General features: G+C 72.0%; 25 protein-coding genes. 8 read left to right on the top strand and 17 right to left on the bottom strand.

Features of this window, described 5'->3' with window-relative positions:
* The first annotated feature begins 589 nt into the window (after positions 1–589).
* Positions 590–1,120: a DUF6232 family protein gene (locus J2S44_RS12115; protein ID WP_310412177.1), complete on the top strand. Its 531-nt coding sequence runs from the start codon at positions 590–592 to the stop codon at positions 1,118–1,120.
* A 131-nt stretch (positions 1,121–1,251) separates the two neighbouring features.
* Here J2S44_RS12115 and J2S44_RS12110 read toward each other — a convergent pair whose 3' ends face one another.
* Both J2S44_RS12110 and J2S44_RS12105 read right to left on the bottom strand, forming a co-directional pair.
* Positions 1,252–2,145 carry a helix-turn-helix domain-containing protein gene (locus tag J2S44_RS12110; RefSeq protein WP_310412174.1) on the bottom strand — a complete coding sequence of 298 codons (894 nt, stop codon included), beginning with the start codon at positions 2,143–2,145 and terminating at the stop codon, positions 1,252–1,254.
* A 29-nt stretch (positions 2,146–2,174) separates the two neighbouring features.
* Complete coding sequence (locus J2S44_RS12105; RefSeq protein ID WP_310412171.1) at positions 2,175–3,041, bottom strand: helix-turn-helix domain-containing protein; 867 nt, start codon at positions 3,039–3,041, stop codon at positions 2,175–2,177.
* 623 nt (positions 3,042–3,664) lie between these two features.
* Here J2S44_RS12105 and J2S44_RS12100 point away from each other — a divergent pair.
* Positions 3,665–3,859, top strand: a complete 195-nt coding sequence (locus J2S44_RS12100; protein WP_310412168.1) for a DUF397 domain-containing protein — start codon at positions 3,665–3,667, stop codon at positions 3,857–3,859.
* Positions 3,860–3,963: 104 nt separating this feature from the next.
* On the opposite strand, the gene J2S44_RS12095 is transcribed toward J2S44_RS12100, so the two are convergent.
* Together J2S44_RS12095 and J2S44_RS12090 are read right to left on the bottom strand one after the other, a co-directional pair.
* Positions 3,964–4,332: a DUF3817 domain-containing protein gene (locus J2S44_RS12095; protein WP_374727834.1), complete on the bottom strand. Its 369-nt coding sequence runs from the start codon at positions 4,330–4,332 to the stop codon at positions 3,964–3,966.
* A 10-nt stretch (positions 4,333–4,342) separates the two neighbouring features.
* The gene (locus tag J2S44_RS12090; RefSeq protein WP_310412165.1) at positions 4,343–4,696 is read right to left on the bottom strand and encodes a hypothetical protein; all 354 of its coding nucleotides are present in this window, start codon (positions 4,694–4,696) and stop codon (positions 4,343–4,345) included.
* Between the two features lie 105 nt (positions 4,697–4,801).
* On the opposite strand from J2S44_RS12090, the gene J2S44_RS12085 reads away from it, so the two are divergent.
* Together J2S44_RS12085 and J2S44_RS12080 are read left to right on the top strand one after the other, a co-directional pair.
* Positions 4,802–5,542: a MerR family transcriptional regulator gene (locus J2S44_RS12085; RefSeq protein ID WP_310412162.1), complete on the top strand. Its 741-nt coding sequence runs from the start codon at positions 4,802–4,804 to the stop codon at positions 5,540–5,542.
* 162 nt (positions 5,543–5,704) lie between these two features.
* Positions 5,705–5,992, top strand: a complete 288-nt coding sequence (locus J2S44_RS12080) for a DUF6158 family protein (RefSeq protein ID WP_310429612.1) — start codon at positions 5,705–5,707, stop codon at positions 5,990–5,992.
* A 276-nt stretch (positions 5,993–6,268) separates the two neighbouring features.
* Here the strand turns inward: J2S44_RS12080 and J2S44_RS12075 are convergent, their stop codons facing one another.
* Complete coding sequence (locus tag J2S44_RS12075; protein ID WP_310412159.1) at positions 6,269–7,345, bottom strand: 3-deoxy-7-phosphoheptulonate synthase; 1,077 nt, start codon at positions 7,343–7,345, stop codon at positions 6,269–6,271.
* Between the two features lie 286 nt (positions 7,346–7,631).
* Between J2S44_RS12075 and J2S44_RS12070 the strand changes: the two genes are divergently transcribed.
* Complete coding sequence (locus tag J2S44_RS12070; RefSeq protein WP_310412157.1) at positions 7,632–7,835, top strand: hypothetical protein; 204 nt, start codon at positions 7,632–7,634, stop codon at positions 7,833–7,835.
* Positions 7,836–7,949: 114 nt separating this feature from the next.
* Here the strand turns inward: J2S44_RS12070 and J2S44_RS12065 are convergent, their stop codons facing one another.
* The gene (locus J2S44_RS12065; RefSeq protein WP_310412154.1) at positions 7,950–8,579 is read right to left on the bottom strand and encodes an MBL fold metallo-hydrolase; all 630 of its coding nucleotides are present in this window, start codon (positions 8,577–8,579) and stop codon (positions 7,950–7,952) included.
* On the bottom strand, positions 8,579–9,667 hold the full coding sequence (locus tag J2S44_RS12060) for an S-(hydroxymethyl)mycothiol dehydrogenase (protein WP_310412151.1): 1,089 nt from the start codon (positions 9,665–9,667) through the stop codon (positions 8,579–8,581). The genes J2S44_RS12065 and J2S44_RS12060 overlap by 1 nt, the downstream gene beginning before the upstream one ends.
* Positions 9,668–9,827: 160 nt before the next feature.
* On the opposite strand from J2S44_RS12060, the gene J2S44_RS12055 reads away from it, so the two are divergent.
* Together J2S44_RS12055 and J2S44_RS12050 are read left to right on the top strand one after the other, a co-directional pair.
* Positions 9,828–10,160 carry an ABC-2 family transporter protein gene (locus J2S44_RS12055; RefSeq protein ID WP_310412148.1) on the top strand — a complete coding sequence of 111 codons (333 nt, stop codon included), beginning with the start codon at positions 9,828–9,830 and terminating at the stop codon, positions 10,158–10,160.
* Positions 10,161–10,487: 327 nt separating this feature from the next.
* Complete coding sequence (locus J2S44_RS12050; protein ID WP_310412145.1) at positions 10,488–11,171, top strand: GAF and ANTAR domain-containing protein; 684 nt, start codon at positions 10,488–10,490, stop codon at positions 11,169–11,171.
* 282 nt (positions 11,172–11,453) lie between these two features.
* Here the strand turns inward: J2S44_RS12050 and J2S44_RS12045 are convergent, their stop codons facing one another.
* The 9 genes from J2S44_RS12045 to J2S44_RS12005 all read right to left on the bottom strand — a co-directional run bounded on the left by J2S44_RS12045 (position 11,454) and on the right by J2S44_RS12005 (position 22,776).
* Positions 11,454–11,750: an antibiotic biosynthesis monooxygenase family protein gene (locus J2S44_RS12045; protein WP_310412141.1), complete on the bottom strand. Its 297-nt coding sequence runs from the start codon at positions 11,748–11,750 to the stop codon at positions 11,454–11,456.
* A gap of 423 nt (positions 11,751–12,173) precedes the next feature.
* Entirely contained in the window at positions 12,174–13,835 is a 1,662-nt protein-coding gene (locus J2S44_RS12040; protein ID WP_310412138.1) for an MDR family MFS transporter, read from the bottom strand.
* Positions 13,836–13,954: 119 nt separating this feature from the next.
* Positions 13,955–14,827, bottom strand: a complete 873-nt coding sequence (locus J2S44_RS12035) for a sigma-70 family RNA polymerase sigma factor (RefSeq protein ID WP_310412135.1) — start codon at positions 14,825–14,827, stop codon at positions 13,955–13,957.
* Positions 14,828–14,963: 136 nt separating this feature from the next.
* Complete coding sequence (locus tag J2S44_RS12030; protein ID WP_310412132.1) at positions 14,964–15,548, bottom strand: class I SAM-dependent methyltransferase; 585 nt, start codon at positions 15,546–15,548, stop codon at positions 14,964–14,966.
* A gap of 34 nt (positions 15,549–15,582) precedes the next feature.
* The gene (locus J2S44_RS12025; RefSeq protein ID WP_310412129.1) at positions 15,583–17,046 is read right to left on the bottom strand and encodes an MFS transporter; all 1,464 of its coding nucleotides are present in this window, start codon (positions 17,044–17,046) and stop codon (positions 15,583–15,585) included.
* Between the two features lie 11 nt (positions 17,047–17,057).
* Positions 17,058–17,759, bottom strand: a complete 702-nt coding sequence (locus tag J2S44_RS12020; protein WP_310412127.1) for a YqeB family protein — start codon at positions 17,757–17,759, stop codon at positions 17,058–17,060.
* 84 nt (positions 17,760–17,843) lie between these two features.
* The gene (locus J2S44_RS12015) at positions 17,844–19,634 is read right to left on the bottom strand and encodes a DEAD/DEAH box helicase family protein (RefSeq protein WP_310412124.1); all 1,791 of its coding nucleotides are present in this window, start codon (positions 19,632–19,634) and stop codon (positions 17,844–17,846) included.
* The gene (locus tag J2S44_RS12010; protein WP_310412121.1) at positions 19,634–21,604 is read right to left on the bottom strand and encodes a site-specific DNA-methyltransferase; all 1,971 of its coding nucleotides are present in this window, start codon (positions 21,602–21,604) and stop codon (positions 19,634–19,636) included. The genes J2S44_RS12015 and J2S44_RS12010 overlap by 1 nt, the downstream gene beginning before the upstream one ends.
* Positions 21,605–21,624: 20 nt before the next feature.
* Complete coding sequence (locus J2S44_RS12005; RefSeq protein WP_310412118.1) at positions 21,625–22,776, bottom strand: serine hydrolase domain-containing protein; 1,152 nt, start codon at positions 22,774–22,776, stop codon at positions 21,625–21,627.
* Positions 22,777–22,985: 209 nt separating this feature from the next.
* Between J2S44_RS12005 and J2S44_RS12000 the strand changes: the two genes are divergently transcribed.
* A complete protein-coding gene (locus J2S44_RS12000; protein WP_310412115.1) occupies positions 22,986–24,695 on the top strand; it encodes a hypothetical protein in 1,710 nt (569 codons plus the stop codon).
* A 291-nt stretch (positions 24,696–24,986) separates the two neighbouring features.
* Here the strand turns inward: J2S44_RS12000 and J2S44_RS11995 are convergent, their stop codons facing one another.
* Positions 24,987–26,537 carry a cobyric acid synthase gene (locus J2S44_RS11995; protein ID WP_310412113.1) on the bottom strand — a complete coding sequence of 517 codons (1,551 nt, stop codon included), beginning with the start codon at positions 26,535–26,537 and terminating at the stop codon, positions 24,987–24,989.
* Between the last annotated feature and the right edge of the window lie 155 nt (positions 26,538–26,692).

Below are 26,692 nucleotides of genomic sequence, written 5' to 3'. Positions count from 1 at the left end.
TGAAGGAATGATTCCCTCAAGTAACCGCTCCGTGCAATTGCGGTGGGCAGTACCCGAAACGGGCCCTTTGCGTGTTTGGGCGAGTCTCAGGGACCTCGCCTCTCGGGCAAATGCGGAGAAATGCGCCGGGAAAACGGGTGCCGGGCCCTACCTGACGGGTGGAAATCTGCCACCTGGCAGATTGCCCTCTTCCCATTAGTGGCACGCGGTTGGGAGTATGGCTGTTAGGGAGGTCTCAGGGTTCTCCCGCAAGGGAAGCACCGTTACCCAGTGACTTTCTCGCAGCGCGGACTTTCTCGCAGTGCGCACTGACGCATCACGTGATCCTCGGAGTTCACGCCACGGAACTCCGGAGATCGTCTTTCCCCGGGGGCGGGGGAGCCAACGCGGCGAACGCGGTGTGGTGACCGGCGGCAACCGGAGACACCACATGCCGGATTCGACATCGTGCCGGTTCTCGACACTGTGCCGGTTCTCGACACTGTGCCGGTTTCTCGACACTGTGCCGGTTCTCGACATCATGCCGAATTCGGCACCGCGATCGCCGTAAACAAAAGACCAACTCCTAAAGAGCCGCAGGAGGACTCCGATGGAGAATAGCGCTCGTTACTCGCCGCGTTCAACCCGTCGCTACGCTTCTCCCGGTGCCGCACCGCGCAGCCGGGTCGCATTCGAGACGGCCGACGTCATCGTCACCCCGGAGTACTTCGAGGTCGCCGGCCGGCGCTGGCCGACCAGCGAGCTGGCCGGGCTGCGGACCGTGCGGGGCCCGTTCGACCAGCTCACGGTGCGTGCGGTCGCCACGTCCGGGGTGAGCCTGCTGGCGATCTTCGCGGCGCTCAGCTTCGGCAACGGCCTGCACGCGCTCGGCCCGGCGGCGTACGTCGTGATGGGCGCGGCCGCGTTCGTCCCGATGCTGCTCGGGGTGGTCGGGAATCGCACCCGGCCGCGCGTCTACGAGCTCTGGGGCGATTACCAGGGCATGTCGGTGCGCCTCTTCGTCAGCGACAGCGAGAGGCAGTACGGCCAGATCTCCCGCGCACTGGTGCGCGCACAGGAGATCGCCCGGCTCGGCGGCGTCCGTGCGCCGGTGTCGTCGATCAATCCGTACGGCATGTGAGTCGAAGTACCACGTCCGTGCCCACGTGACGATTGCGGACCGGGGTCTGGCGGGCACGACATGACCCCTTGAGATAGCCACACCGGAAAGTCATGGGCGCGCTTCCCCGGGCGCGCCCATGATCCGTTTCCTCAGCCGTCCTCGACGATTCCTTTGATCATGGCAAGCGACTCGGCCGGGTCCAGTGCCTTGTCCCGCAGCTCGTGAAAGACGTGCAGGTACGGCCGGACGTCCTCCGGCCGGTCGATGACCTCGTCGGTGACCGCGTTCTCCACGTACATGACGTCCGCGTCCTCCGGGTCCGGGAACTGCAGGATCGCGAACGGTGCCACCACCGGCGGCGGGCCCGCGCTGAACGGCAGCACCTGGATCGTGATGTGCGGCGCCGCGCTCAGCGACAGCAGATGGCTGAGCTGCTCGGGCGCCCGGTTCGGTGCGTGCGCGATGCGGTGCAGCACGGCCTCGTCGATGATCGCGGTGATCCGCGGCGGGCGCGACTTGTTCAGGATCTCCTGCTGACGGCGCAGCCGGACGGTGATCTCCTCGTCGGTCGGCCGCACCGAGGTGCCGCCGGCCGCGAAGTCACGGGTCTGCAGCAGCGTGGGCAACGTGGTCGGCGCGAAGTAGAGCACCTCGACACTCTCGTCCTCGAGCCCGATGTACGCGTAGTAGGACGGGTTGACCCGGTCGCGCAGCGTCGACCACCAGGTGCGCAGCCGGGAGTTGCGGGCCAGCGAGAGGATCTCCTCCACCCGCTCCGGCTCGGTGATGCCGTACAGCCCGGTCAGCGCGCGGGCGTCGATGGTCGAGATCCCGACCGTGCCCGCCTCGATCCGGATCACCTTGGACAGCGACCAGTCCATCGCGGTCGCCACCTCGGCACGGGTCTTGCCGGCCGACTCCCGGGCCGCCTTCAGCGCCTGGCTCAGCCGCCGCCGGCCCGTCGAGGGGCCCTGCCGCGCCGTCGGCGCCCGTTTCGCCGGTCGTGCTCCGTGGTCGGGGTCTTCGCTCTGATCGTGTGTCATCGCGGGGCCGCACCTGACTCAAGGGGTGGTCAGACCATCTGGGTGACCATTTTGTTGATCATTTCGAGGGACTCGCTGGGGTTGAGAGCGAGATTCTGCAGTCGGGCGAAGGTCTGCCGGTAGGTCTCGACCTCGGCGGGCTGGTCGACCAGCGCGACGGTCGGCGTCGACTCGATATAGACGACGTCCGGCGTGCCGGCCTCGAAGGAGAGCAGGTTGAACTGCCCGGTGGCGCCGTAGCTCTCCGCCGTGAACGGCAGGATCTGCAGCGTGACGTGGTCTTTCAGGCCCTCCGCGCGCAGCCGTTCCAGCTGCTCGCGGAGCACCTCGGTGCCGCCGATGTGCCGGTGCAGATTCGCCTCGTCCAGGATCACCTGCAGCGTCGGCGGGACCGGCCGGGAGAACAGCTCCTCCTGGCGGCGCAGGCGCAGGCCGACCCGGACGGTCACGTCCTCCGGCTCCACCTGGGACGGCACGGCGGCGCTGATGTAAGCCCGCGCGTACGACTCGGTCTGCAGCAGGCCGGGCATGCCGATCGGCTGGAAGACACGCAGCGTGGCCGCCTCCGCCTCCAGGCCGACGTAGTCGTAGTACGCGCGCTCGCGCTCGAAGATCTCGCGGTACTGCACCCACCAGCCGCGCTGCCGGGCCAGCCGGGCGAGCGCGAGCAGCTCCGCGACCGTGCCCGGATCGTCCACCCGGTAGTGCTGGAGCAGGGCCTTCAGGTCGTTCGTCGAGATCGAGACGGTGCCGGCCTCGATCCGGATCAATTTCGACAGCGACCAGTCCATCGCCTCGGCGGCCTGCTCCTGCGTCAGGCCGGCCGCGTCGCGCGCCGCGCGCAGCCGGGCCCGGAGCTGCCGCCGGCCGCCCGAAGGGCCGTGGGCGGTGGACATGGCGCCTCCTTGCGCTCACGGGCACGTCGCCCGCTGTGACGGCCGATACTCTACGGCCGTCCGGGCGGTGCCCTCTCGGGCACCGGCTTGTCGGTGCCACCTGGCAGACCTGATATTGCGACGTGCCATGTGCCGGCGTCACGCCGTCGATCCGCCACGTAGCCGCGCGGGCCGGGCCGGTTCGCCGCCTGGCCCGTCAGCCTTGGCTGGTTGCCACCTGGCTGGTCAGCCTTAGCCGGTTGCCACCTGGCCCATGGCTTCCTGTCAATGAGCCAATGACACAGAGGTTACTCGCGCATGGATGCATATTCCAGGGCGGAAGAGTGGGGAACGGCGGTCACGCGATCGGGTGTGAGCACGATTGCGTGAGCTGCGGGTATTTCGCGGTAACCCGGCGGGGTCGGCGCCGTTTGTCACGGAGAGTACGGGGGAGGGCGCGGGAGTGGTCTTGGTCCCGGGCCTGGCTAGACGCTACGCTCGCGCGGGCATCTGTCCGATCGCGTGATCAACGCGCGGTTGGTCCTTTTTGCTCAAATCTTGCATTTATGCAGCAATTGTTCATTTAATGCGATATTTTTCTATCGTGCGCGGCCAACGTTGCCCGCGCCGGACTGGAGTGACAAATGATCACGTCGACCGCGGGTGACATGGCGTGGCGGAAGAGCAGCCGCTGCGAGTCGCACACCTGCCTCGAGGTGGCCGAGGCACCCGGCGGCCGCATGGCGGTCCGTAACTCGACCCGCCCCGAGCTTCGCATCAGCTTCGAGGGGCCGGCCTGGCAGGCCTTCGTCCGCACCGTGCGTAACGGCGATCTCTGACGTCGCACCGCCCTCGAACCACAACCGCCCGGCGAGCCGTCAGCTCGGCCGGGCGGTCGCGTGTCCGGGGCCGGTCGCGTGTCCGGGGTCGGGCACGCGGGTCCTCAGTGGGTGGGCTGGTGCTCGGCGGGGGCCGGGGCGGGGACCCAGCGCGTGGTGACGACGCGCTCCGCGTAGAAGGACAGGAACGGCACCGTGCCGGCGAGCATGACCAGCAGCATGCGCTTCAGCGGCCAGTTCGCGCGGCGGCCGAGGTCGAACGCGGCGATCAGGTAGACCATGTAGAGGAAGCCGTGCGCGGGGCCGATGCCCTGGACGACGGCGGGCTGGCCCCAGATGTACTTCAGCGGCATGCCGATCACCACGAGCAGGATCAGCACCACGCCGACGATGTAGGCGATCGTCCGATAGCGGGTCAGTGCTCCGCGCACCGCGGCCTTCCCTTCGTCCGGCGCGAGCGCCGGGATAGTCATGTGCGTGTCGTCAGTGGTCGGCGGGGGGACGCGCCGGACCGTAGGCGGATCGTTCGGTGGCGCGCCGGACGGCCTCGGTGCGCACCGGGCGGCGAACCCTCAGCCGGTTCGGATCCTCGGGCTCCGGGGCGGGTGCGGCGGCGGGGGGTGCGTCGCGGCGCAGCACCGCGCGGACCTCACGGACCCAGAGGAAGATCACGAAGGCGGCGAAGACCGGCCACTCCAGCATGTAACCCCAGCTGGACGGGTTGCCGCCGGCCTCGGCCCGGGACAGCTGCCACCAGCCCAGGGCCAAAAAGGCGATCACCAGCAGCACGGTGGCGAGGTGGACCGCGATCCACCGCGGTGTCCAGAGCCGCTTCATACAGGCGAGCGTACCGGGGAGCTCCGGTGTCTCCGACGCAGCGTCGTAGTGGGCGTCCGGTAAAGGCTTGCGCTTGACGCAGCGTCAACTCGTAGCGTCGTTCCGGTGAGTTGGTCGACGGCACAGGTGGCGCGCATCGCCGGGATCACGTCCCGGACGCTGCGGCATTACGACGACATCGGCCTGCTGCGGCCGGCCCGGGTGAGCCCGGGTGGGCTGCGGCACTACGAGCGGGAGCAACTGCTGCGGCTGCAGCAGATCATGCTGCTGCGCGAGCTCGGCATGAGCCTGGAGACGATCGGCACCGTCGTCGCGGGCGAGGCCGACCGGGTCGAGCAACTCCGCCGTCATCATCGGTGGCTGATCGAGGAACGGGACCGGTTCGACCGGCTCGCGGGCACGGTCGCGGCCACCATCGCCCAATGGGAAGGTGGAACGGAGATGAGCACGGAACAGCTCTTCGAGGGCTTCGACGCGGACCGGCAGGCCCGCTACGAGGCGGAGCTGATCGAGCGGTACGGCGCCGGCGCGGCCACGGCCATCGCGGAGAGCCGGGAGCGTACCGCCGGCCAGGGTGCCGAGCTGCGGGCGGAGTGGGCCGGGATCGAGGACCGCGTGGTCGCGCTGCTGGACTCCGCGCCGGAGTCGCCGGCGGTGCAGGCGGTCATCGCGGACCACTACCGGTGGATCACGCGGCACTGGACGCCGGACCGGGAGTCGTACACCGGGCTGGGCCGGCTCTACGTCGACAGCCCGGACTTCCGGGCCCGGTTCGACGCGCGGGATCCCCGGCTGGCCGAGTTCCTGCGGGACGCCATCGCGGTGTACGCGCAGGCCAGCCTCTAGCTGCCGAGTGTTTGGGGACGTGGCGATCGGGCAACCGTTGACTCATTGAGGAGAGGGGCAGTGATGACCGACTCAGTGCGTTACAGCGACGGTTCGCCGTCGGCCTCGGGCACCGCGTTTCACCCGAACCCGGACGGGCCGCCCACTCCGGAGCAGACCACGCTGCCGGACGCGAGCCCGGAGCAGCGCGTGGACGAGTGGGACGGCGACCACCGGAAGGGACCGGCGGGCGACTCGCACGAGGAGATCGGGGTGGACCCGGCGGACCTGTCCGACGAGGACCTCACCCGTGAGATGGCCAGCCTGCACCGGACCAGGCTGGACACGTTGCGGCACGCGTCCGACGCGGCGCTCGCCACCCACCTGCGCCGCACCGCGGACCTGGAGACCGAGTACCTCACCCGGCACCCGGGCCGGGAGGTCGACCCGCAGCGGCTGCGGGACGGCTGATCATGTGATTCCCGATACATCGGCCTCAGGAACAGGCACCCATGGCCGATGGTTGAGTCAGGTGTCGGTGTGCGCAGTGTCCCCGGGCCTCACCTAACAGCCTTCGCGGAATACCGTTCGGCAGGAGCCGCGTCGCGCCACTCGCCGCGAGGCGACCGGCACACCGACACCCTTACGGTGCACGCCCCGCCGGGATCATTCCGGCGGGGCGTCGCTGTGTCCGGGGCAGCGCGCTCGTGCGGTGGCACCGGGTGGCTCCCGTGACCGGCGGGCCGGTCAGGCGACGGCGACCGCGGCGCGGCGGGCGGCGGCCGCGGACGCGAGCAGGTCGAGCACGGGCTCGGTCTGCTCCCAGCCGAGGCACGCGTCCGTGACCGACTGACCGTAGGTCAGCTCGCGCGTCGGGTCCAGCTCCTGCCGGCCCGGCTCCAGGAACGACTCCAGCATCACGCCGGAGATGCCCCGGTTGCCGGCCTTGAGCTGCTCGGCCACGTCCGCGGCCACCAGCGGCTGGCGGCGGTGGTCCTTGCCGCTGTTCGCGTGGCTGCAGTCGATGATCAACCGCTCCGGCAGGCCGGCCTTGCGCAGCAGCGCCAGCGCGCCGCCGACCGAGTCCGCGTCGTAGTTCGGGCCGTCGTTGCCGCCGCGCAGCACCAGGTGGCAGTCCGCGTTGCCGCGGGTGTGCAGGATCGCCGGCGTACCGGACATCGCGATGCCGGGGAACACGTGCGGCACGGCGGCCGCGTTGATCGCGTCGATCGCGGTGCTGATCGCGCCGTCCGGGCGGTTCTTCATGCCGATCGGCATCGACAGGCCGGACGAGAGCTGGCGGTGCACCTGGCTCTCCACCGTGCGCGCGCCGATCGCGCCCCAGGCCACGGTGTCCGCGATGAACTGCGGCGTGATCGGGTCGAGGAACTCGCAGCCGACCGGCAGGCCCAGCTCCAGCACCTGGAGCAGCAGCTGACGGGCGACGCGCAGGCCGGTGTTGACGTCTCCGGAACCGTCCAGCGCCGGGTCGTTGATCAGGCCCTTCCAGCCGACCGTGGAGCGCGGCTTCTCGAAGTAGACGCGCATCACGATCAGCAGGTCGTCGGAGAGCCGCTCGGCGACCGGGCGCAGCCGGCGGGCGTAGTCGAGCGCGGCGGCCGGGTCGTGCACCGAGCACGGGCCGACCACGACGATCAGCCGGTCGTCCTCGCCGTCGAGGACGCGGGCGACCGCGCGGCGGCCCTCGACCACGCGGTCGGCCAGCTCCTCGCTCAACGGCAGGTGGTGGTGGAGCAGGTCGGGGGTCATCAGCGGAACGACCTTGTCGATCCGCTGATCGGTGACCCGTTGTGAGGACGTCATTGCAGATTTCCTTTCACCGGCCCGCCCCAGGGCCGGTGACCTGGAGAGCCGGGCAGCGTGTTCTGTCGCATGCGAAAAGGGCAGGGAAGAAGCTCCCTGCCCTTGCCGGCTCTCTGAAGGCTGTGGTGACGTCAGACCAGGGTCGAGTCACCGGCGCTCAGGGCCGGCCACCCAAACCAATAAAAGGACTTCGTCACGCCGGATACCTTACCGCGTCCGGCGCCGCTCGTCTGCCATCAGGGTCGTGATGGTGACTGAACACCCTCTTCGTGGGTACGAGAGGGACATGACTGATCGGGTGGAGAGCCGGGCCGCGTCGCTGCTGCCCGAGGAGCGTCGCGTCGGCAGTGACGACGTGGAGGCGCAGGCGGAGGAGATCCTGCTGGAGTCGGACGAGCGGACGGCCGACTCGACGGCGGCGCCCGACTCGTTCGTCGAGCACCGCACGTCGGTCGAGGCCGCCGGCGCGTCGCAGGAGCCACCGGACTGACCGTCCGGCCGGGTCTGCGGGACCACCGCGGGACGTGCAGGGAGGCCGCCCGCGGCCGACCGGTGCCCGCGGGAGCACTGGGAACGTGCCCGCGCCGGAAGCGGGAAGATGGGTTCAATGCCCTCTTTTGAGCCATTCGTCGAGGTGGGGTGCCTCGGCGCCGATGGTCGTGCTGTCGCCGTGCCCGGTGTGCACGACCGTCTCCGCGGGCAGGGTCAGCAGCTTCGTCCGGATCGACTCGACGATCGTGTCGAAGCTGCTGAAGCTGCGGCCGGTCGCGCCCGGGCCGCCCTGGAACAGCGTGTCCCCGGTGAAGACCGCACCCAGCGCGGGTACGTGGAAGCAGCATGCGCCAGGGGCGTGGCCGGGCGTGTGCAACACGTGCAGCGCGACGCCGCCCACCTCGATCGTCTGGCCGTCGCTCAGCTCGCCGTCGATCGTCACGTCCGGATGGGTGAGCCGCCAGACGACCAGGTCGTCCGGGTGCAGCCAGATCGGCGCGCCGGTCGCCTCCGCCAGCGCGGGAGCCCGCCGGACGTGGTCGTCGTGCGCATGCGTGGCCAGGATCGCCTTCACCGTGCGGCCGCCGACCACCCGCAGGATCGCGTCGACGTCGTGCGGGGCGTCGATCACCACGCACTCGGTGTCGTCGCCGAGCACCCAGACGTTGTTGTCGACGTCGAACGTCTGACCGTCCAGCGAGAACGTGCCGGACGTGACCGTGTGGTCGATGCGGGCCGGCATCAGAGGACCACCACCGAGCGGAGGACGTCACCGCGGTGCATCTTGGTGAACGCCTCCTCGACCTGCTCCAGGCCGATCTCCTCGGAGACGAACGCGTCCAGGTCCAGCCGGCCCTGGCGGTAGAGCTCGGTCAGCATCGGGAAGTCGCGGGTCGGCAGGCAGTCGCCGTACCAGCTGGACTTGAGCGCGCCGCCGCGGCCGAACACGTCCAGCAGCGGGATCTCCGGGATCTTCATCTCCGGCGTGGGCACGCCCACCAGCACCACGGTGCCGGCCAGGTCGCGGGCGTAGAACGCCTGTTTCCAGGTCTCCGGGCGGCCGACCGCGTCGATCACCACGTCCGCGCCGAAGCCGCCGGTCAGCCCCTGGATCGCCGCGACCACGTCGCCCTCGCGTGCGTTGACCGTGTGGGTGGCGCCGAAGCCCTTGGCCCACTCCAGCTTCCGGTCGTCGGTGTCGACCGCGATGATCGTGGTCGCGCCGGCCAGCGCCGCACCCGCGATCGCGCCGTCACCGACGCCGCCGCAGCCGATCACCGCGACCGAGTCGCCGCGCTGCACGCCGCCGGTGTTGATCGCGGCGCCGATGCCGGCCATCACGCCGCAGCCGAGCAGGCCGACCGCGGCCGGGCGGGCCGCCGGGTCGACCTTCGTGCACTGGCCGGCCGCGACCAGCGTCTTCTCGATGAACGCGCCGATGCCGAGCGCGGGCGAGAGCGGCGTGCCGTCCTCCAGCGTCATCGGCTGCTTCGCGTTGTGGGTGGCGAAGCAGTACTGCGGCTTGCCCCGGCGGCAGGCCCGGCAGTCACCGCAGACCGCGCGCCAGTTGAGCACCACGAAGTCGCCGGGAGCCACCTCGGTCACGCCCGCGCCGACCGACTCCACCGTGCCGGCCGCCTCGTGACCGAGCAGGAACGGGAAGTCGTCGTTGATCCCGCCCTGCTTGTAGTGCAGGTCGGTGTGGCAGACCCCGCACGTCTGGATCCTCACGACCGCTTCGCCGGGACCCGGGTCGGGAACGACGATCGAGACCACCTCGACCTCTGCGTTCTTCGCGCGAGCGATAACCCCGCGGACTGTCTGGCTCACGGTGTCCTCCTTCGTCTTGTCATTTTCGCCGTCAATCCGTAACACAGCGGTTGTGGGAATCGCGCCTCCTTGCGCGGATTAATCGCGTCGACCCCGTCGCGCAGGGCCGGCGAACATCGAGGCATGTCGCCGGCGGGGGCGGCCGCATTCCGGCTTCGCCATGGCGATCAACCACATGGGTACGCCGGCGCGGTACCCGCTGAGGCTCTACGGCGTGGCGGTGCGCGGGATGCTGTCGCTGGTGGTGCCGTTCGCGTTCACCGCGTTCTTCCCGGTCTCCTGGCACCTCGACCCGGACCGGAGCCGGTGGACCGCGCTGGTCACACCGGTGGTCGCGGGGGCGTGCGTGGTGGTGGGCGTGCGGATCTACCACCGGGGCGTGCGACGGTACGAGAACGCCGGGCACTGGACCCGCTTCGAGGCGGGGGCCAAACCCGCGACCTTGTCACAGATGTCGATCAGCCGCACGGCGACTCGGCGGGAGCGCTGGTAACGTTGCCGGGTGATTTTCGCCGTCGACGACGATGGGGCTGATACCGCCGGGCGCTTCGGGGCCACCGGCTTCGGGGCCACGGGCTTCGGGTCCGCGGATTTCGAGACCACGGGCCTCGGGGCCGCGGGTTTCGGGTCTGCCGGCCCGGCGTCCTCCGGGCCTGGCTCTGCGGGGCCCGACTCCTCCGGGCCGGGGTTTTCCGGGTCCGGGTCCGGGTCTGAGTCCTTCGAGCCTTCCGGGCCGCAGTCTTCCGACTCTTCCGGACCGGGGCCTTTCGGCCCGGGCGCGTCCGGGCCGGAGTCTTCCGGGCCGCACAGCGTGGAGCTGGTGGGGCTGCTGCACGAGCTGACCGCGATGCTGCTCGGCGCCACGGACATTGAGTCGGCGCTGGCCGACCTGTCGCGGTTCGCCGCCTTCGCCGTACCCGGCGTCGTCCGCTGTTCGGCTCTGCTGATCACCGAGGGCCGTCCCGCGGTCTCCGCGTCGTCCGAGACCAGCCGCCGCAAGATCGACGATGCGCAGCAGGACGAGGCCGCGGGACCGTCGCTGGACGCCATCCACACCCGCGAGCCGGTGGTCAGCACGGACCTGTACACCGACGAGCGCTGGCCCGCCCTCCAGCCGGCCGCGGTCGGGGCCGGCCTGCGCACCGCGATAGCGCTCCCGATCGACGTGAACCGGGACGCGGTCGGCGCGCTCACGCTCTACCTCACCGAGCCGGACGCCGCCGGACCCGGCCGGATGGTCGCCGCCCTGGCCATCGCCGGCCAAGCCGCGCTGCTGCTCGGCGAGGTGCTGCGCCGAGCCGAGGAGACCACGCCGCCGCTGGTCGCCCAGGAACCCTCCGACGCCACCGTCAACCACGCCGTCGGCCTGATCATGGCCCAGCGCGGGTGCGGCCCCGCCGAGGCCTTCGAGGTCATCGACGAGACCGCCACCCGCCTGGCCGTCAGCCCCCGGGTGGTCGCCGAACGCCTGCTCGAGACCGCCCAGCGCCGCTCCGGTTCCTAGCGAGTCCGCTTTTCCAGCGAGGTTGGTTTCCGGGCAGGCCGGTTTTCAGGCGGGCCGGTTTCCGGGCGGCCCCACCCGGCCCGCCGAGGAACCGGCCGGTCTCCGGCTTGCCCGCTTCCCGGTCGGGTGGACCGGTTCTCGGGAAGGCCGGTAGGGCAGGTGCCCGGCCACAGCCTGGTGTGCGGCCGATGGTTCGGTGGGCCACCAGCCTCACGGGCGGCCTGCGGTTTGGCGACGGCAGCGGCCCGTTGTCGGCTGCGGGCGGCCGGTCGCCGGTGGTGGTCAGGCGTTCTGGACGACCTCGAACTCCAGCAGGCTCGCGCCGCTCGCCACCGGGCGGGACCGCTCGCCCGCGTGGGCCGCGCGCCCGGAGCCCTGTGCCCAGGCCTGGTAGTCCTCTTCCGTCTCCCACTTGGTGTAGACGAAGTAGCGGGTCTCGCCGCTCACCGGCCGCAGCAGTTCGAACCCGAGGAAGCCCTTGGAGTTCTCCACCGCGCCCTGCCGCGCCGCGAACCGCTTCTCCAGCTCCGGGCCCGCGCCGTCCGGCACGTCAATCGCATTGATCTTCACAACAGCCATACCCCAGAGCCTAGAACCGATCCGGGGGTACGTCCCGTCCGCCCGCACCCCGCACCGCTCCCGGGCGGGTCGCCGGTCGTCGGGCTGGCACGCGCCCGGACGAGGTCTCCGGCGACGGACGAGACCTCCGGCGCGGGCCAGGACCGGCGGTGCAGGCCGGGGACCGCCGGCGCCACACGGAGCCGGCGGCGCCAAGAACGGGACCGGCGGTGCAGGCCGGGACCGGCGGCGTGAAACGGAATCGGCGGCGCCAAGAACGGGACCGGCGGAGCACGCCGGGACCGGCGGCACCGGGGGGTTTCGGTGACCACCGGTGAACCGGCTCCGATGCGGCGTCCGGAGCGAAGGCGGAGGCCGCCGCGAGGTTTGCCCGCGGGAGCATGCGGGCCGCACCACGCCGGAAGCGGGAAAAGGAAAAGGGATTTATCGGTTTTCGGCGGCGGCCTTCGCCTCGGCGTCCTCGGCGGCGCGGGCCGCGGCGGCGGAGCGGTTCTGGAGGGGGAGTTCGGGGAGGAAGAGGACGACCGCGAGGCCGGCGATCATGATGAGGGCGGCGATCAGGAAGACCAGGCTCATGGACTCGGAGAAGCCGACCTTGAAGGGGTGGGCGATCACGTCGTCGAGCGTGTTGATGAACGAGGTGTCGTCGAGGCCCTCGGCGGACTGGCCGGCCTGCAGCGCCGGTGCCTGTTCCGGGTTGTCGCGCAGCGCGGCCTGGAACTCCGGGTCGGTCTGCGCGGTGGTGAACGCGTCACGGATCCGGCCGGGGACGGCCGCGAAGAGGACCGAGAGGAACACGGCGGTGCCGAGCGTGCCGCCCATCTGGCGGAAGAACGTGACGGCGGAGGTGGCGGTGCCGATCTCGCGCGGGGAGACCGCGTTCTGGACCGCGGTGACGATGGGCTGCATGTTGCCGCCGAGCCCGAGGCCCATCAGCAGCATGATGCCCATCGTGAGCGGGAGCGGCGTGTCCGCGGTGATCAGCGAGAACAGGAACAGCGCGGCCAGCATCAGCGCGGAACCGACGATCGGGATGAAGCGGTACCGGCCGGTCCGGAAGATGATCTGACCGAAGACGATCGAGCCGGTCATGATGCCGAGGACGAACGGGATCATCTGCAGGCCGGCGACCATCGGGGACGAGCCCTTCACGATCTGCAGGTAGAGCGGCACCATCATCAGCCCGCCGAACATCGCCATGCCGACCACGAAGCTGCTGGCCGCGCCGACACCGAAGGTGCGGATCCGGAACAGCCGGGGCGGGAGCAGTGCCTCGTCCTTGTACGCCCGTTCGGCGAGGACGAACGCGACCAGGCCGACCGCGCCGATCACGTAGCAGAGGATCGCGCGGCCGGAGCCCCAGCCCCAGTCGCGGCCCTGTTCGGCGACGGTGAGCAGCGGGACCAGGCCGACGACCAGGGCCAGCGCGCCGGGCCAGTCGATGCGGTGGTCGGTGCGGTGGTGCGGCAGGTGCAGCACGCGCGCGACGACGGCCATGGCGACCAGGCCGAGCGGCACGTTGATGTAGAAGATGTAGCGCCAGCCGGCGATGCCGAGGACGTCGTCGGCCTCGGCGAACAGGCCGCCGAGGACCGGGCCGAGCACGCTGGCGCTGCCGAAGACGGCCAGGAAGTAGCCCTGGTACTTGGCGCGCTCGCGGGGCGGCACGATGTCCCCGATGATCGCCAGCGCGAGCGACATCAGGCCGCCGGCACCGACGCCCTGGACCGCGCGGTACGCGGCGAGCTGGTACATGTCGCCGGCCATGCCGCAGAGCGCGGAGCCGATCACGAAGATGCCGATCGCGGCCAGGAAGAACCGGCGGCGGCCGTAGATGTCGGAGAGCTTGCCGTAGAGCGGCGTCGAGATCGTGGACGTGATCAGGAACGCGGTCGTGGCCCACGCCTGGACGGAGAAGCCGTGCAGGTCGTCGGCGATGGTCCGGATCGCGGTGGCGACGATGGTCTGGTCCAGCGCGGCCAGGAACATGCCCATCATCAGCCCGGCCAGGATCGTCATGATCTGGCGGTGGGTGAAGTCGCCCTCGGCGGCCGACGAGGCGGGGGTGGTGGCAGAGGCGCTCACGCGTGCTCCCGGGAGATCGATTTGCTTGCACCCTACACACGTTGGGTGCTCGGCTCGTCGGATTCCCGGACGGGGCACGCGAAGACCCGCGCGGGGCGGGTCCCTCGCCTGCCGGGGAATCAGGCCACTCGCTGCACCGGCAGTCCGTGGTGGTTGGTGAGGGCCAGCCGGCTGGAGAGCGTGCCCTTGCCGGCGATCTGCGCGAAGTAGCCGGCGCGGCGGCGGGCCACGCAGCCGTCCGGGCGGCCGTTGTTCTTCACCTGGTCCGGGTCGAGGTGGCTGTTCAGGCCGTCCCGGAGCAGCACCAGCGCCTCGGCGCGCAGCTGGGAGATGCGGGATTCGGTGACGCCCAGCTCGGCCGCGATCACGGCCATCGGCTCGTCGTGCAGGAAGTACCGGGTGATCACCACGCGCAGGCGCTCGGGCAGTGCCTCGACCGCGTGGTGCAGGTAGCCGATCTTCTCGCGGTGCACCAGCATCTCCTCCGGGCCCATGGTCGGCTCGGTGACCATGTCCTCGGCGCTGCCGGTGGTGAAGCCCTGCAGCGAGAGCACCACCGCGCGCTGCACGTCGTCCTCGACCGAGGTGATCTCCGAGACCGCGATGCCGAGGTGCTCGGCCAGCTCGTACGCGGTGGGCGTGCGGCCCAGCATCGCGGTCAGCGCCTGCCGGGCGACGTCGGTCTGCCGGGCGCGGTGCCGGACCGAGCGCGAGGCCCAGTCCAGCCCGCGCAGCTCGTCCAGCAGCGCGCCGCGGATCCGGGTGGCCGCGAACCGGTGGAACGGGATGCCCCGCTCCGGGTCGAAGCCGCGCGCGGCGGTGACCAGCGCGGCCAGGCCGGCCGAGGTCAGGTCGTCGCGGTTGACGTGCGCCGGGACCCGGCCGAGCATCTCCCGCACCAGGTGACCGACCAGAGCCATGTTCGCGCGGATCAGGTCCTCGCGGTCCCGGTCGCTCATCGGTGCGGGCGCGATCGTCGTGGTGCTGCTCATCTGCGTTCCCCCTGGAAGTCGTGGCTCGCTGGCCAGGGAGAACTCTCGAATCGCACGGGTGCGGAACCGGTTGCGAACGGTTGCTATTCGGTTGTAGCGGTGGGGGACCGCTCAGGAACGCGTTCCTGAGGCTTTCTCAGCGGCGGGCGCGCCGCGCGTAGTAGACGAACGCGGGCGGCAGGTTGGCGGTGACCGTGCGGCCCAGCACGACCTCCTCGAACGCGTCCTCCAGCATGCGGCGGAAGCGGCGCGCGGCCGGCGTCCGGGCCGCCATCGTGTACGCGAACGTGGTGAACGCGCCGCCCGGGCTGAGCGTCGCGCACACCGCGTCGAGGATCGACCGCTGCGCGGACAGCGGGAACGACGCCCACGGCAGGCCGCTGATCACCACGTCGGCCCGCTCGACGCCGCGCTCGGCCAGCAGCCGGGGCAGGTCCGCCGCGTTGTCGTTGATCACCTCGACGGCCGGGTGCCGCTCCGCGATGTGCGTGGCGAGCGCCGGGTTCAGCTCGACCGCGAGGTGCCGGCCGCGGCCGGCCAGCCGCTCCTGGATGACCGAGGTGAACGCGCCGGTGCCCGGGCCCAGCTCGACCACGACCGGGTCGCCGTTCTCCGGGATCGGCGCGGTGACCGCGGTGCCGAGCCGGCGCGAGCTGGGTGCGATCGCCCCGGTGCGCGCGGGCGAGCGGAAGAACTCGCGCAGGAAGAGGGCGTTGGCCATGAGGACTCCTTGGGTGCGTGGTCGCACCAGCCTGTCAGAGGCGCTCGGACGGGTGCAGCGGAGTGTCCGCCACCGCGCAGTGGGTCCGCACCGGCGTGTCCGCGGCCCGGGTGCGGCCCGGCACGCCGAACAGCGCGATCAGCGCTCCGGCGACCATCAGGCCCGCGCAGATCCACATCGAGGACCGGTACGTGGGCGCGAGCGCGGCCGGGTCGGTCAGGCTGCCGGTGCCGATCCCGGCCGCGAGCGGCAGCACGGCCACGGACAGCAGCCCGGCCGCGCGGGCCACCGCGTTGTTCACGCCGCTGGCCACGCCCGCGTACCGGGAGTCGACCGAGCCGAGCGCGGTCGCGGTCAGCGGCGCCACGGTCGCGGACAGGCCGAGGCCGAGCACCAGCACCGGCGGCAGCACGTCGCGCACGTAGCCGGAGTCCGGGCCGATCCGGGCGAACAGCACCAGCGCGACCGCGCAGATCAGCGGGCCGAGCGTCATCGGCAGGCGCGGGCCGATCCGTTCGGCGAGCGCGCCGGCCCGGGATGACAGCACCAGCATCAGCGCGGTCACCGGCAGCAGCGCCATGCCCGCGGCGAGCGGGCTGAACCCGGTCACCACCTGGAGGTTCAGCACCACGAGCAGGAACACGCCACCGTTCGCCGCGTAGACCGCGAACGTCGACAGGTTCGTCGCCGAGAACGCGCGCGAGGAGAACACGGTCAGCGGCAGCATCGGGTGCGGCGACACGCGCTCGACCACGACGAACGCGACCAGGCCGGCTACGCCGAGCGCGAGCGTGCCGAGCACGACCGGGTCACCGCCGCCGAGCGTGGGCCAGGCGGTGAAGCCGTAGGTGAGCCCGCCGAGCCCGGCCGCGCCGACCACCGCGCCGGTCAGGTCCAGGCCGCGTGGCGCGTCCGCGTCCCGGGTCTCCGGCACGTGCCGCAGCGCGACGCCGATCACCAGCACCGCGAGCGGCACGTTGATCAGGAAGACCCAGCGCCAGCTCGCGGCCTCGACCAGCCAGCCGCCGAGGAACGGGCCGATCGCGCCGGCCACGCCGCCGAGCCCGGACCAGGCGCCGATCGCCTTCGCGCGGTCCTCCCGGACGAACACGGCCTCCAGGATGGCCAGCGAGCCCGGCGTGAGCAGTGCGCCGCCGATGCCCTGCAGCACGCGCGCGGCGATCAGTGTCTCCACGTTCGGCGCGAGGCCGCAGAGCAGCGACGCGAGCGCGAACCAGGCGACGCCGAGCACGAAGACCGTGCGCCGGCCGTAGCGGTCGCCGAGCGAGCCGCCGAGCAGGATCAGCGCGGCCAGGCTCAGCGTGTATCCGTTCACGGTCCACTGCAGCGCGGCGGCCCCGGCGTCCAGCTCCTCGCCGAGCCGGGGCAGCGCGATGTTGACGACCGTCGCGTCGATCGAGGCCAGGCCGGAGCCGAGCACGGTGGCGAGCAGGACCCAGCGGCCCGCGGGGCGGCCGAGTCGGACATCCGAGTTCATCGCGGATCAAGCTACCGCCTCCAGTGCTGGCGTTTCCTCTCGTCCCGCAACGAGATCCCGAGCCGGGCCAGCTCCCGCCGGATCGCGTCCGCCTCCTCGTGGTCGTCCCGGTCGAGCGCGCGCTGCCGGGCGAAGAACAGCGCGTTCGCGCCGCGGGGCAGGCCGTCCGGGGCGTCGTCCTCGGGAAGACCCTCGACCCAGCGGCGGTACGACGACGCGTGCGGATCACCACCGTCGTGCCAGCGGATGCCGTGCTCGGCCAGCACCGCCCGGATGTTGCCGCGTGGTGGGAGATCACCGCGGACCCGCCACAGCTCGATGCCGTCCCGGCCCAGCACCACCAGGTCCTTGCTGGTCAGGCCGCCGGACTCGTCGGCCCAGACGGTGCCGATCGCGGCGCGCCGGGCCCGCTCGGTCCGGTCGCCGCGCCGCACCACCAGCTCGTCGCCGTCCACGCCGATCACGGTGTAACCCCAGAACGCGGACGCGGTCAGCGCCAGGCCGAGCGCCAGCCCACCACCGGTGAAGCCGATCAGCGCCCACGGCTCCGGCCAGCCGCCGACCCAGCGGACCAGGCCGTGCACCGGAAACCAGTCGAGGCCGACCAGCCAGTCCCAGAACCGGTGGATCAGCAGGCCGAGGCCGGCCCCGAGCGCGGGGAAGCCGGCACAGACCAGCGCGAGATCCCAGAACGACCGTTTCACCTTCTGCACGGCCTCAGCCTGGCGCGCCCCGCCGTACCGGCGCGACCGGCATTGGTCGATCTCCCCGTAGACCAAAGTCGAGGGGCGTGGCGCTCACCGGTGCGCGCGCTCGGCGAGCCGGCGTTGCGTGGTGATGATGCGGGCGGCCTCGGCGAGGAAGGCGCGGGGGTCGTGCGCGAAGCCGGCGAACGCGGCCGGGGTGATCGCGGTGAGGACGGCGGCGAGCGTGCGGCGGGTGAGGCCGGTCGCGCCGGCCAGGTCGCCGAGCAGGTCGCCGAGCAGGTCGTGGGCGCCGGCCGGGGCGGGTTCCACGGCGCCGTCGCGGGTGCCGGCCGCGGTGGTGACGGTGCGGCGGGCCGGGACGGCCGGCAGGTGGGCGTCGAGCGCGGCGACGCAGGCGGTGACGAGCGCGGCCGAGTCGAGCGTGATCAGGCGGGTCGGCTCCGGCTGCGGCACCGGGCCGGGCCGGTCGCGGCGCGCGTCGCGGACCGCGGGCGGGCGGGGGAACTCGCGTTGCAACCCGGCCACGAAGTCGCGGTAGGTCTCCGGGGTGATCACGAGCAGCTCGTTGAGTGCGGGGTCGGTGAGCCGTTCGCCGTCCGGGCCGACCGCGAGGCGCAGGCCGCGGCCGACCTCCTGGCGGCGGGAGATCGTGCTGTCGCCGCGCTTGAGCAGGCAGATCACGAAGACGTTCGGGTTGTCCCAGCCCTCGCGCAGCGCGGAGTGCGAGAACAGGAAGCGCACCGGCTCGTCCGGCGAGAGCAGCCGCTCGCGGTCGCGCAGGATCAGGTCGATCGCGTCCTCGTCGTCCGGCGCGGCCGGGTCGGTGAGCCGCCCGGTCCGGCGGTCGACGGAGAAGTAGCCACGGTGCACGGCCTCGGGCGCGCCGGCGCCGCCGGCCCGGCGGTACTCGTCCTCGAAGACGCGCGCGTAGTCGCCCTTGCCGTCCGGGCGCGCGTAGTCGCGATAGCGCGCCACCGCGTCGATGAAGAACAGCGACAGCACCTTCACCCGGTACGGCCGGAGCCGCTCCTCCCGTTCCAGGTGCGCGCGGACCGCCTCCCGGATCTGGATCCGCCGCAGCTGCGTCTCGCTCCGGCCGGGCGCGGTCACGCCGTGCACCGCGATGCGCTTGACCAGCCCGCGCCGGTGCGCGTCGGGCGCGTCGAGCCGGTGCACCAGGTTGCGCACGACGCGGTGGGTGGCGGACCAGCGCAGGATCGCGATCGGGCGGAACGAGGCGAGCGCGTCCAGCGTGCGGCCGCCCTCCATCCGCTGCGGCTCGTCCAGGACCAGGATCGGGCGGGTGCCGGCCAGCACGTCGATCGGGCGCCGGGACTGGAAGTCGTCGCGCTCGGTGTGGATCCGGCGTCGCTCGGCCCCGGTGAACGACTGCATGTTTATGATCATGACGTTGATGCCGGGGCCGGACGCGAAGCTCTCCAGCCGGTGCAGGTGCCGGGAGCGGTAGACGAAGAACCGGGCCTTCCTGCCGTACGCGGCCATGAAGTGCTCGGCGGTCTGCGCGAACGCGCGGTCGACGCCCTCGCGGATCGCCAGGCCGGGGACGACCACGACGAACCTGCCCCAGCCGTACGCCCGGTGCAGCTCGAAGATGGTCTTGATGTAGGCGTAGGTCTTGCCGGTCCCGGTCTCCATCTCCACGTCGAGGTTGACCGGGCAGCCCGCGCTCGGGACCAGCGTCGCGGAGGCGGGCAGGCCGCGTTCCGCCTGGACCGCGCGCACGTTCGCCAGCAACCGGTCCGCGCCGATCCGCAGCGGCGCGTTGGCCGGGCCGGACAGGTGCGGCTGACCGGCGAACGCGGCCACGATCGCGTCCACCGGCTCGGTCTGGTGCGGCTGCACCGCGTACCGCAGGCGCATCAGAGCACCCGCAGGTCGATGCCGGGGCCGAGCAGCCGCTCCGCGTTGATCCGCAGCTCGTCACCGGCGAACCCGGCGTCGCGCAACACCATCCGGGCCGGCCGCCGGCGAGCCGCCTCGACGAACAACTCCGGCGTGTACGGCGGCACGGTGGAGAGACAGGCCAGCAGATCACCGGCCGCGAACACGTCGTGCCCGGCGATCCGGCCCCGGACGATGCGCGCGGCCGGGTCCACGCCGAAGCGGAGCAGCACGTCGAAGAGCAGATCCTCGTCGGTACGGCCGGGGACCGCGCGGTCGGCGTACGCCGCCAGGTCCTCCTGCCGCACCCCCGGGGGCGTGTCACGCAGACTCGGCGCGTCGACGCGCAGGCTGCGGAAGCCGACGTCCCGCAGCCAGCGCCCGTGGTGCCGCGCGGCCGCGACCTCCGCGCCGGAGCGGCGGATGCGCTCCCGGGCCAGGTCCGCGATGGTGCCGAACGCGGTGCCGGGGAACGGCTCGGGGAACTGCACCAGGACGAACCGGCGGTTGCCGCCGTCGGCCGCGTTCGCCCGGAAGACCGCGTGCGCGGTGGTGGCGGAACCGGCGAAGAAGTCCAGCACCAGCGCGTCGTCGTCCGGCGTGCTGAACGTGCGGATCAGGAACTCGATCAGGAAGACCGGCTTCGGGTAGGAGAACTCGATGCCCCACCCGGCGAGCATCGCGCTGTTCTGCTTCGTGGTGCCCATGTTGCGCAGCACGGAGACGACGTGGCCGGCGTCCGGCTCCCGGTGCTTGACGTAGTAGACGGCGCCGCGGTCGGTCAGCGCGAACGTGGTGGCGCGGCCCTTGGCGTCCCGGATCGGCGTGCAGCCGTTGGCTATGAACAACTCCAGCAGGTTCCGGCTGCTCCAGCCGCTGCGCAGCCGGGCGCTCCTCGTGAGCCGTCCGTTCCGTACCGTGATCGGGTCCAGGATTCTGGGATAACGGTCGTCCCGGGTGGCTATCTCGCCGGTCTCGAACGACGCCGGGAAACCGGCCGGCAGGGTTATCACCGACTCCGGGTTGGCCGGCCCGTTCTTGGTGACCGAGTTCTCGATGCGCTCGTTGAACAGCTTGGACTCGTCCGCCACGTTCGGGTCGATGATCGCCGGGCGGCCGAGCCGGGGCAGATCCCGGGCGTACGCGAGCACGTACTCGTGCACGCCCTTGACCGCGCTCTGCTGGTCGACGTTGCCCTCGTTGAGCCAGACGAACTGGGTCAGGAAGTTGGCCTCGCCGAAGATCTCGTCGCAGATCCGGCGCAGGTGCGCCTGCTCCACGTCGTTGATCGAGACGAGCAGCACGCCGTCCTCGCGCAGCAGCGTGCGGGCCAGCGTGAGCCGCTGGTACATCATGGACAGCCAGGTCGAGTGGAACCGGCCGTCGGTGGCCGAGTTGCCGCGCAACCCGGCCCGCGCGCGGTAGTCGTCCGCCCGCTCGCGGAACCGGTCCGGGTAGACGAACCGGTCGCTGCCCGTGTTGTACGGCGGGTCGATGTAGATGACCTTGACCTTGCCGAGGTAGGTCTCCTGCAACAGGCGCAGCGCGTCCAGGTTGTCGCCCTCGATGAACAGGTTGCGGGTGCCGTCGAAGTCCTCGCTGCGGTCCCGCTCCGGGCGCAGTGTGCGCCCGGCGGGGCGGTTCGCGGCGAGCAGGGCGTCCCGTTTGCCCGGCCAGTCCAGGTGGAAGCGCTCGCGTGGGCCCTCCACCAGGTGCTCGCCCAGCTCGGTGCGCAACAGATCGAGATCGATCGCGATGCGCACCGAGCCGTCCGGGTCCCTGGCCTCCGTCACACACCCCGGGAAGAGGCCCGCGAGCAGCGCCGCGTTGCGGGCGGCGCGGCCCTCCGGGACGCCGTGGCCATCCCGGGTGCTGTGGCCGTCTCGGGTGCTGTGGCCGTCTCGGGTGCCGTGGGCCTCGGGGGCGGTGCGATCCGGGGGACTCGTCACGTCCGTCGAGCGTAGTGCGTCTACCGGTCCTGGCAGAGCGCGTCGGTGATCAGGCGGGCGGCGCGAGCGGACGCGTTGTCCGGGTCGGTCGGGGCCGAGCTGATCGAGATGACCACCGATCGGTCGCCGTCCGGTGTGACGGCGTCCATGGTGTACATGCCGGGCACGCCACCGTCGTGACCCCAGAGGTCACCGCACTCCGACGGGGTACGGAAGACGCCCAGGCCGTACCCGGAGCCGTCCTCGCCGAGCGGCACGGTCCGGTGCATCTCGCGGAACTCGGCCGGGCGCAGCAGCCGGCCCTGCCGCAGGGCCTGCCAGAACAGGCTCAGGTCGGTCGGCGTGCTGACCAGACCGCCGGCCGCGCCCGCCGCCGTGACGTTCCACCGGGTCGTGTCGTAGCGCGGCACGTCCGGGAAGCTCTCGTACGCCTGCGCGTGCGGGTGCGGCAGGTCCGGGTCGTCGCCCGGGAAGAACGTCTGCGTCATGCCGGCCGGCTTCAGGATGCGCTGACGCAGGTGGGCGTGCCACGGCTTGCCGGTGACCCGCTCGATGACCATGCCGGCCACCGTGTAGTTCGTGTTCGAGTAACTCCAGCTCGTGCCCGGCGCGAACAGCGGCGGGTGGGCCACCGCGAGCCGGACCAGGTCCTCGTCCTCCCAGTGGTCGTACCGGTGCGCCTCGAAGTCCGCCGGCGTCTGCAGCGCGAGGTAGTCGGTGTAGTTGGCCAGACCGGACTCGTGACGCAGCAGCTGGCGGACGGTGATCGCGGAGCCGTCGTTGCCGTTGCCGGTGACCACGCCGGGCAGCCACCGCTCGACCGTGTCGTCCAGCCGGAGCCGGCCCTCGCCGACCAGTTGCAGCAGGATGACGGAGGTGAACGTCTTCGTGTTGCTGCCCATCCGGAAGTAGCCGTTCTTCGGCACCGGACGGTTCGTGGTGATGTCCGCGACGCCGGCCCGCGCCTCGGTGGTGCGGCGGCCGTCGCGGATCAGGGCCTGGACGCCGGTGATGCCGTACCCGGCGAGGTCGTCCACGGCCTGCTGGAGCAGACGGCGGTCGGAGTGTGCGGAGCCGGCGGGGCTCGCGACCGCGGGAACCGCGGTGCTCAGGGTCGCGGCTGCCGTCGCCGTCGCGACCAGGGCGGCGGCGCGCCCGATGCGTCGGTGCATGGTGAGGTGCTCCGTTCGTCGGTGTCTGACGGGTTCGAGCCTAGAAAGACAGCGGTCGAAGCGGATCGGAGGTTTTCCCTGGCGACGGCCCTGGCATTTCGGGTCCGGGGGTTCCCTGAGGTGCCGGGTGGCCACCCTGAGATCATCACTCGTTCGATGGATGTCGGCCGAGGGCTGGGGGCACGGTGCTGATTCGTGGAACGCGGTGGGTGATCACGCTGCTGGTCGCGGCGTTCGTCGCCGCGCGGATCGCGGTGGGGGCCGGTGGGCGCGTGTTCACCTCGTACGACACGTACACCTACGCGCTCCGCAACGACCCGGCCGTCGACCGGGGACCGGTGGTGTCGATCCTCGGGCACTCGCCGCGGCTGCCGGGGCTGCCGGTCTTCTACGCGCTCCTCCCGGACGACGTGTGGCGCGTGTGGGCGCAGTGGACGATCGGGACGGTGGCCTGGGCGCTGCTCGCGGTGGCGCTGTGGGCGACGCTGTCGTCGCTGGCCGCCCGCGTGGTGGCGGCGCTCGGCGTGATGTCGCTGGGCCTGGTGCCGGCCATGACGAACTGGGACTTCGCGATCCTGTCCGAGGCCCTGTCGATCAGCCTGGGCGTGCTGACGCTGGCGTGCTTCCTGCTGTGGCGGCGCACCGGGTCGATCGTCTTCCTCACGGGTACGGCCGCGGCCGGCGCGTGGTGGGCGTTCGTGCGCCCGGAGACGCGGCTGCCGGTGGGGGTGCTGGCACTGGCGGTGTTCTGGGTGGCGTGGCGCGCTTCCCGCACGCCGGCCACGTCCGCGTCCGGCACCTCGCCGATGGCCGGGTCGTCGTCGGTCGGTGCTTCGGCGGGTTCCGTTGGCGACGGGTCTTCCGTCTCGCCGGCTTCTGGTTCCGAGTCGCGGGAGTCCGGGTCGCGGGACTCCGAGTCGCGGGACTCCGGATCGCGGGACTCCGGATCGCGGGACTCCGGATCGCGGGACTCCGGATCGCGGGACTCCGGATCGCGGGACTCCGGATTGCAGGGCTCCGGGTCGCGGGGCTCCGAGGCTTCGGGCTCTGAGGCGTCGGGCTCTGAGGCGTCGGGCTCTGAGGTGCTTGTGCCGGAGGCGGCCGGGGCCGCGGCGGGTGCGCGGACCGGTGGGGTGCCGTGGTGGCGGCCGGCGCGGTGGTGGGTGCCGGGGGCGCGGGCGCCGCTCGTGGCGACCGGGGCGCTGCTGCTGGCGATCGGCTGGGTCACCGCGATCACGCCGACAGTCACGCACACGTTCCCGGGCTGGAGCGCCACCGGCCTGAGCCTGGAGGAGGAGACGCTCAACTACCGGCTGCGGCTGCAGGTGCTGCCGAACCCGGAGATCTCCCGCGTGTTCCGCGAGGATCTCGGCATGCCGGACTGCCCCGCCGCGAACCGGGTGGCGGCCGGCAAGGATTGGGCGATCGCGGAGTTCGCCGCGGCCTACCGCAGCTGCCCGGAGCTGAAGGCCTGGGGCGAGGAACACGCGACCAGCTCCGGCTACGAGTACGCGCTGGCCGCACCGGGCCAGTACATCGGCTTCCTGCGCGACGTGCTGCCGCGCTCGCTGTCCGGCATCGTGCACACCGAGGTCGGCCAGGTGCTGCCCGCCTCGGTCGAACGCCTGATCTTCCCGCCCCGGCAGGAGTTCGTCATGCAGATCGGCGTCCCGCTGGTCCTGCTGATGCTGCTGTCCGTCTTCACCCGCCGCTGGCTGCTGTGGGGCAGCGCGTTCACCGTATGCGTCATCTCCGCCGCGACGATCCTGGCCGGCCTGTCCCTGTCGGTAGGCGAGTACGCCCGGTTCGGCATCCAGGAGGCCGCCGGCTTCCGGATCGCCCTGATCATCGCTCTCGCCCTGCTCATCGACGCGGTCGTCACCTGGTCCCGCACCCGCCTCGCCACCCGCACCACCTGACGGCACCGGGCCCGGCGTCGCCCGTGCCACCTGACGGCACCGGACCCGGCGTCGTCAGCACCGCTTGACGACACCGATCCGGCGTCATCCGTGTGGTCGCGTGGCCCGTGCGGTCGCGTGGCTTCTGCGGTCGCGTGGCGCGAATGCCGGGCCGCTGGCGCCGCGTGGCACGGGCCCGTGCATTGCGTCGCCGGAGTGCCGCGTGGCTCGATCAGGGCGCGCACGGCGCGTGCCCGCGCGGCCCGGGCGTGCCCGTGTGGCCGGGTGCGAGGGCGTGGCGCGGCGTGGTGGTCAGGCCGGGGCGCCGGGGGGCACGAACGGGAGGCCGGGTGGCGGGCCGGACTCGATGAGCTGCCAGAGCGCGGTGGTGTCGAGGTGCTCCTCGACCAGGTCGGCGAGGCGGTCGAGCGTGCGGGCGCGCGCGGCGGCGAACGACGTGTCCGGGGCGACCGTGAAGCCGTGCCGGCCGGACAGGTGGGCCGCCTCGGTCAGGAAGCGGCGGCGGAAGCCGTCGGACTCGAAGGCGCCGTGCCAGTGGGTGCCGAAGACCGAGCCGGCGATCGCACCCTCGGTCCGGCCGTCCGCGTAGTGCAGGAACGGGCGCGTGCCGTCGTCCGCGGCGGAGACCAGACCGTGGTGGATCTCGTAGCCGGAGACGCTCTCGGTGCCGAACGCGCTGCCGGACGGCAGCCCGAGCGTCTTGCGCGGCGCGAACGTGATCTCGGTTGGCAGCAGGCCGAGGCCGGGCACCGTACCGTCGTGGCTCTCCACGTCGTCGTGGATGACACGGGACAGCATCTGGAAGCCGCCGCAGATGCCGAGCACCGGCTTGCCCGCGGCCGCGTGCGCCGTGACCGCGTCGGCGAGCCCGGTGTCCCGGAGCCAGCGCAGGTCGGCGACCGTGGACTTGGAGCCGGGCAGCACCACCAGATCCGCGTCCAGCAGGTCGGCGGGCGTGCCGGTCAGCCGCACCCGCACGCCCGGCTCGGTGGCCAGCGCCTCCGCGTCGGTGGCGTTGGAGATGCGCGGCAGCCGGACCACGGCGACCCGCAGCCAGTCGCGGCCGACCGGCGGCGTGGGCCGGCCGAGCGTGCTGCCGTAGGCCAGCGAGTCCTCGCCGTCGAGCCACAGGTCGTGGTCGTAGGGGAGCACGCCGTGCACCGGTCGCCCGGTCGCGCCGGTGATCATGTCAAGGCCCGGCCGGAGCAGCCCCAGATCGCCGCGGAATTTGTTGATCACGAAGCCGCTGAGCAGTGCCTGGTCCTCCGGGGAGAGCAGCGCGAGCGTGCCGAACAGCGCCGCGAACACGCCGCCCCGGTCGATGTCGCCGACCACGATCGCGGGCAGCCGCGCGCCACGCGCGAGACCCATGTTGACGAAGTCACCGGCCCGCAGGTTGATCTCGGCCGGGCTGCCCGCGCCCTCGCAGATGACCGCGTCGAACTCGGCGCGCAACTCGTCCAGCGTCGCGAACACGGTTTCCGCCAGTTTCGGCCGCAGCGCGCGATAGCTGCCCGCGCTCACCGTGTCGACCGCCTCGCCGAGCAGCACCACCTGGCTGTGCAGGTCGCTGCCGGGCTTCAGCAGCACCGGGTTGAACCGGATGTCCGGCGCCAGTCCGGCCGCCGCGGCCTGCATCGCCTGCGCCCGGCCGATCTCGCCGCCGCGCCCGTCCGGCCCGACCACCACGGCCGAGTTGTTCGACATGTTCTGCGCCTTGAACGGCGCCACCCGCACGCCCCGCCGCCACAGCCACCGGCAGATCCCGGCGGTCAACACGCTCTTCCCGGCGTCCGACGTGGTCCCGGCCACCAGCAGCCCACCGGCCCGCCGCGCGCTCATCGCCCGCCCCCCGCCGCCGGCATGCGGTCGGCGGCCGGTTGTGGCCGAGCTGCCAGGCCGGGGAGAACGGGTGCGGCGCGCAGCCCGCGCGGCCGCGTCGTGGTGTTTGTCTGCCGCGCGCCCGCCGCGTGCCTCCCGTCGTTGGCACGCGGCCG

This window comes from Catenuloplanes niger (genome assembly GCF_031458255.1).
Lineage (GTDB): Bacteria > Actinomycetota > Actinomycetes > Mycobacteriales > Micromonosporaceae > Catenuloplanes > Catenuloplanes niger.
This window is presented reverse-complemented; position numbering and strand designations above follow the sequence as displayed.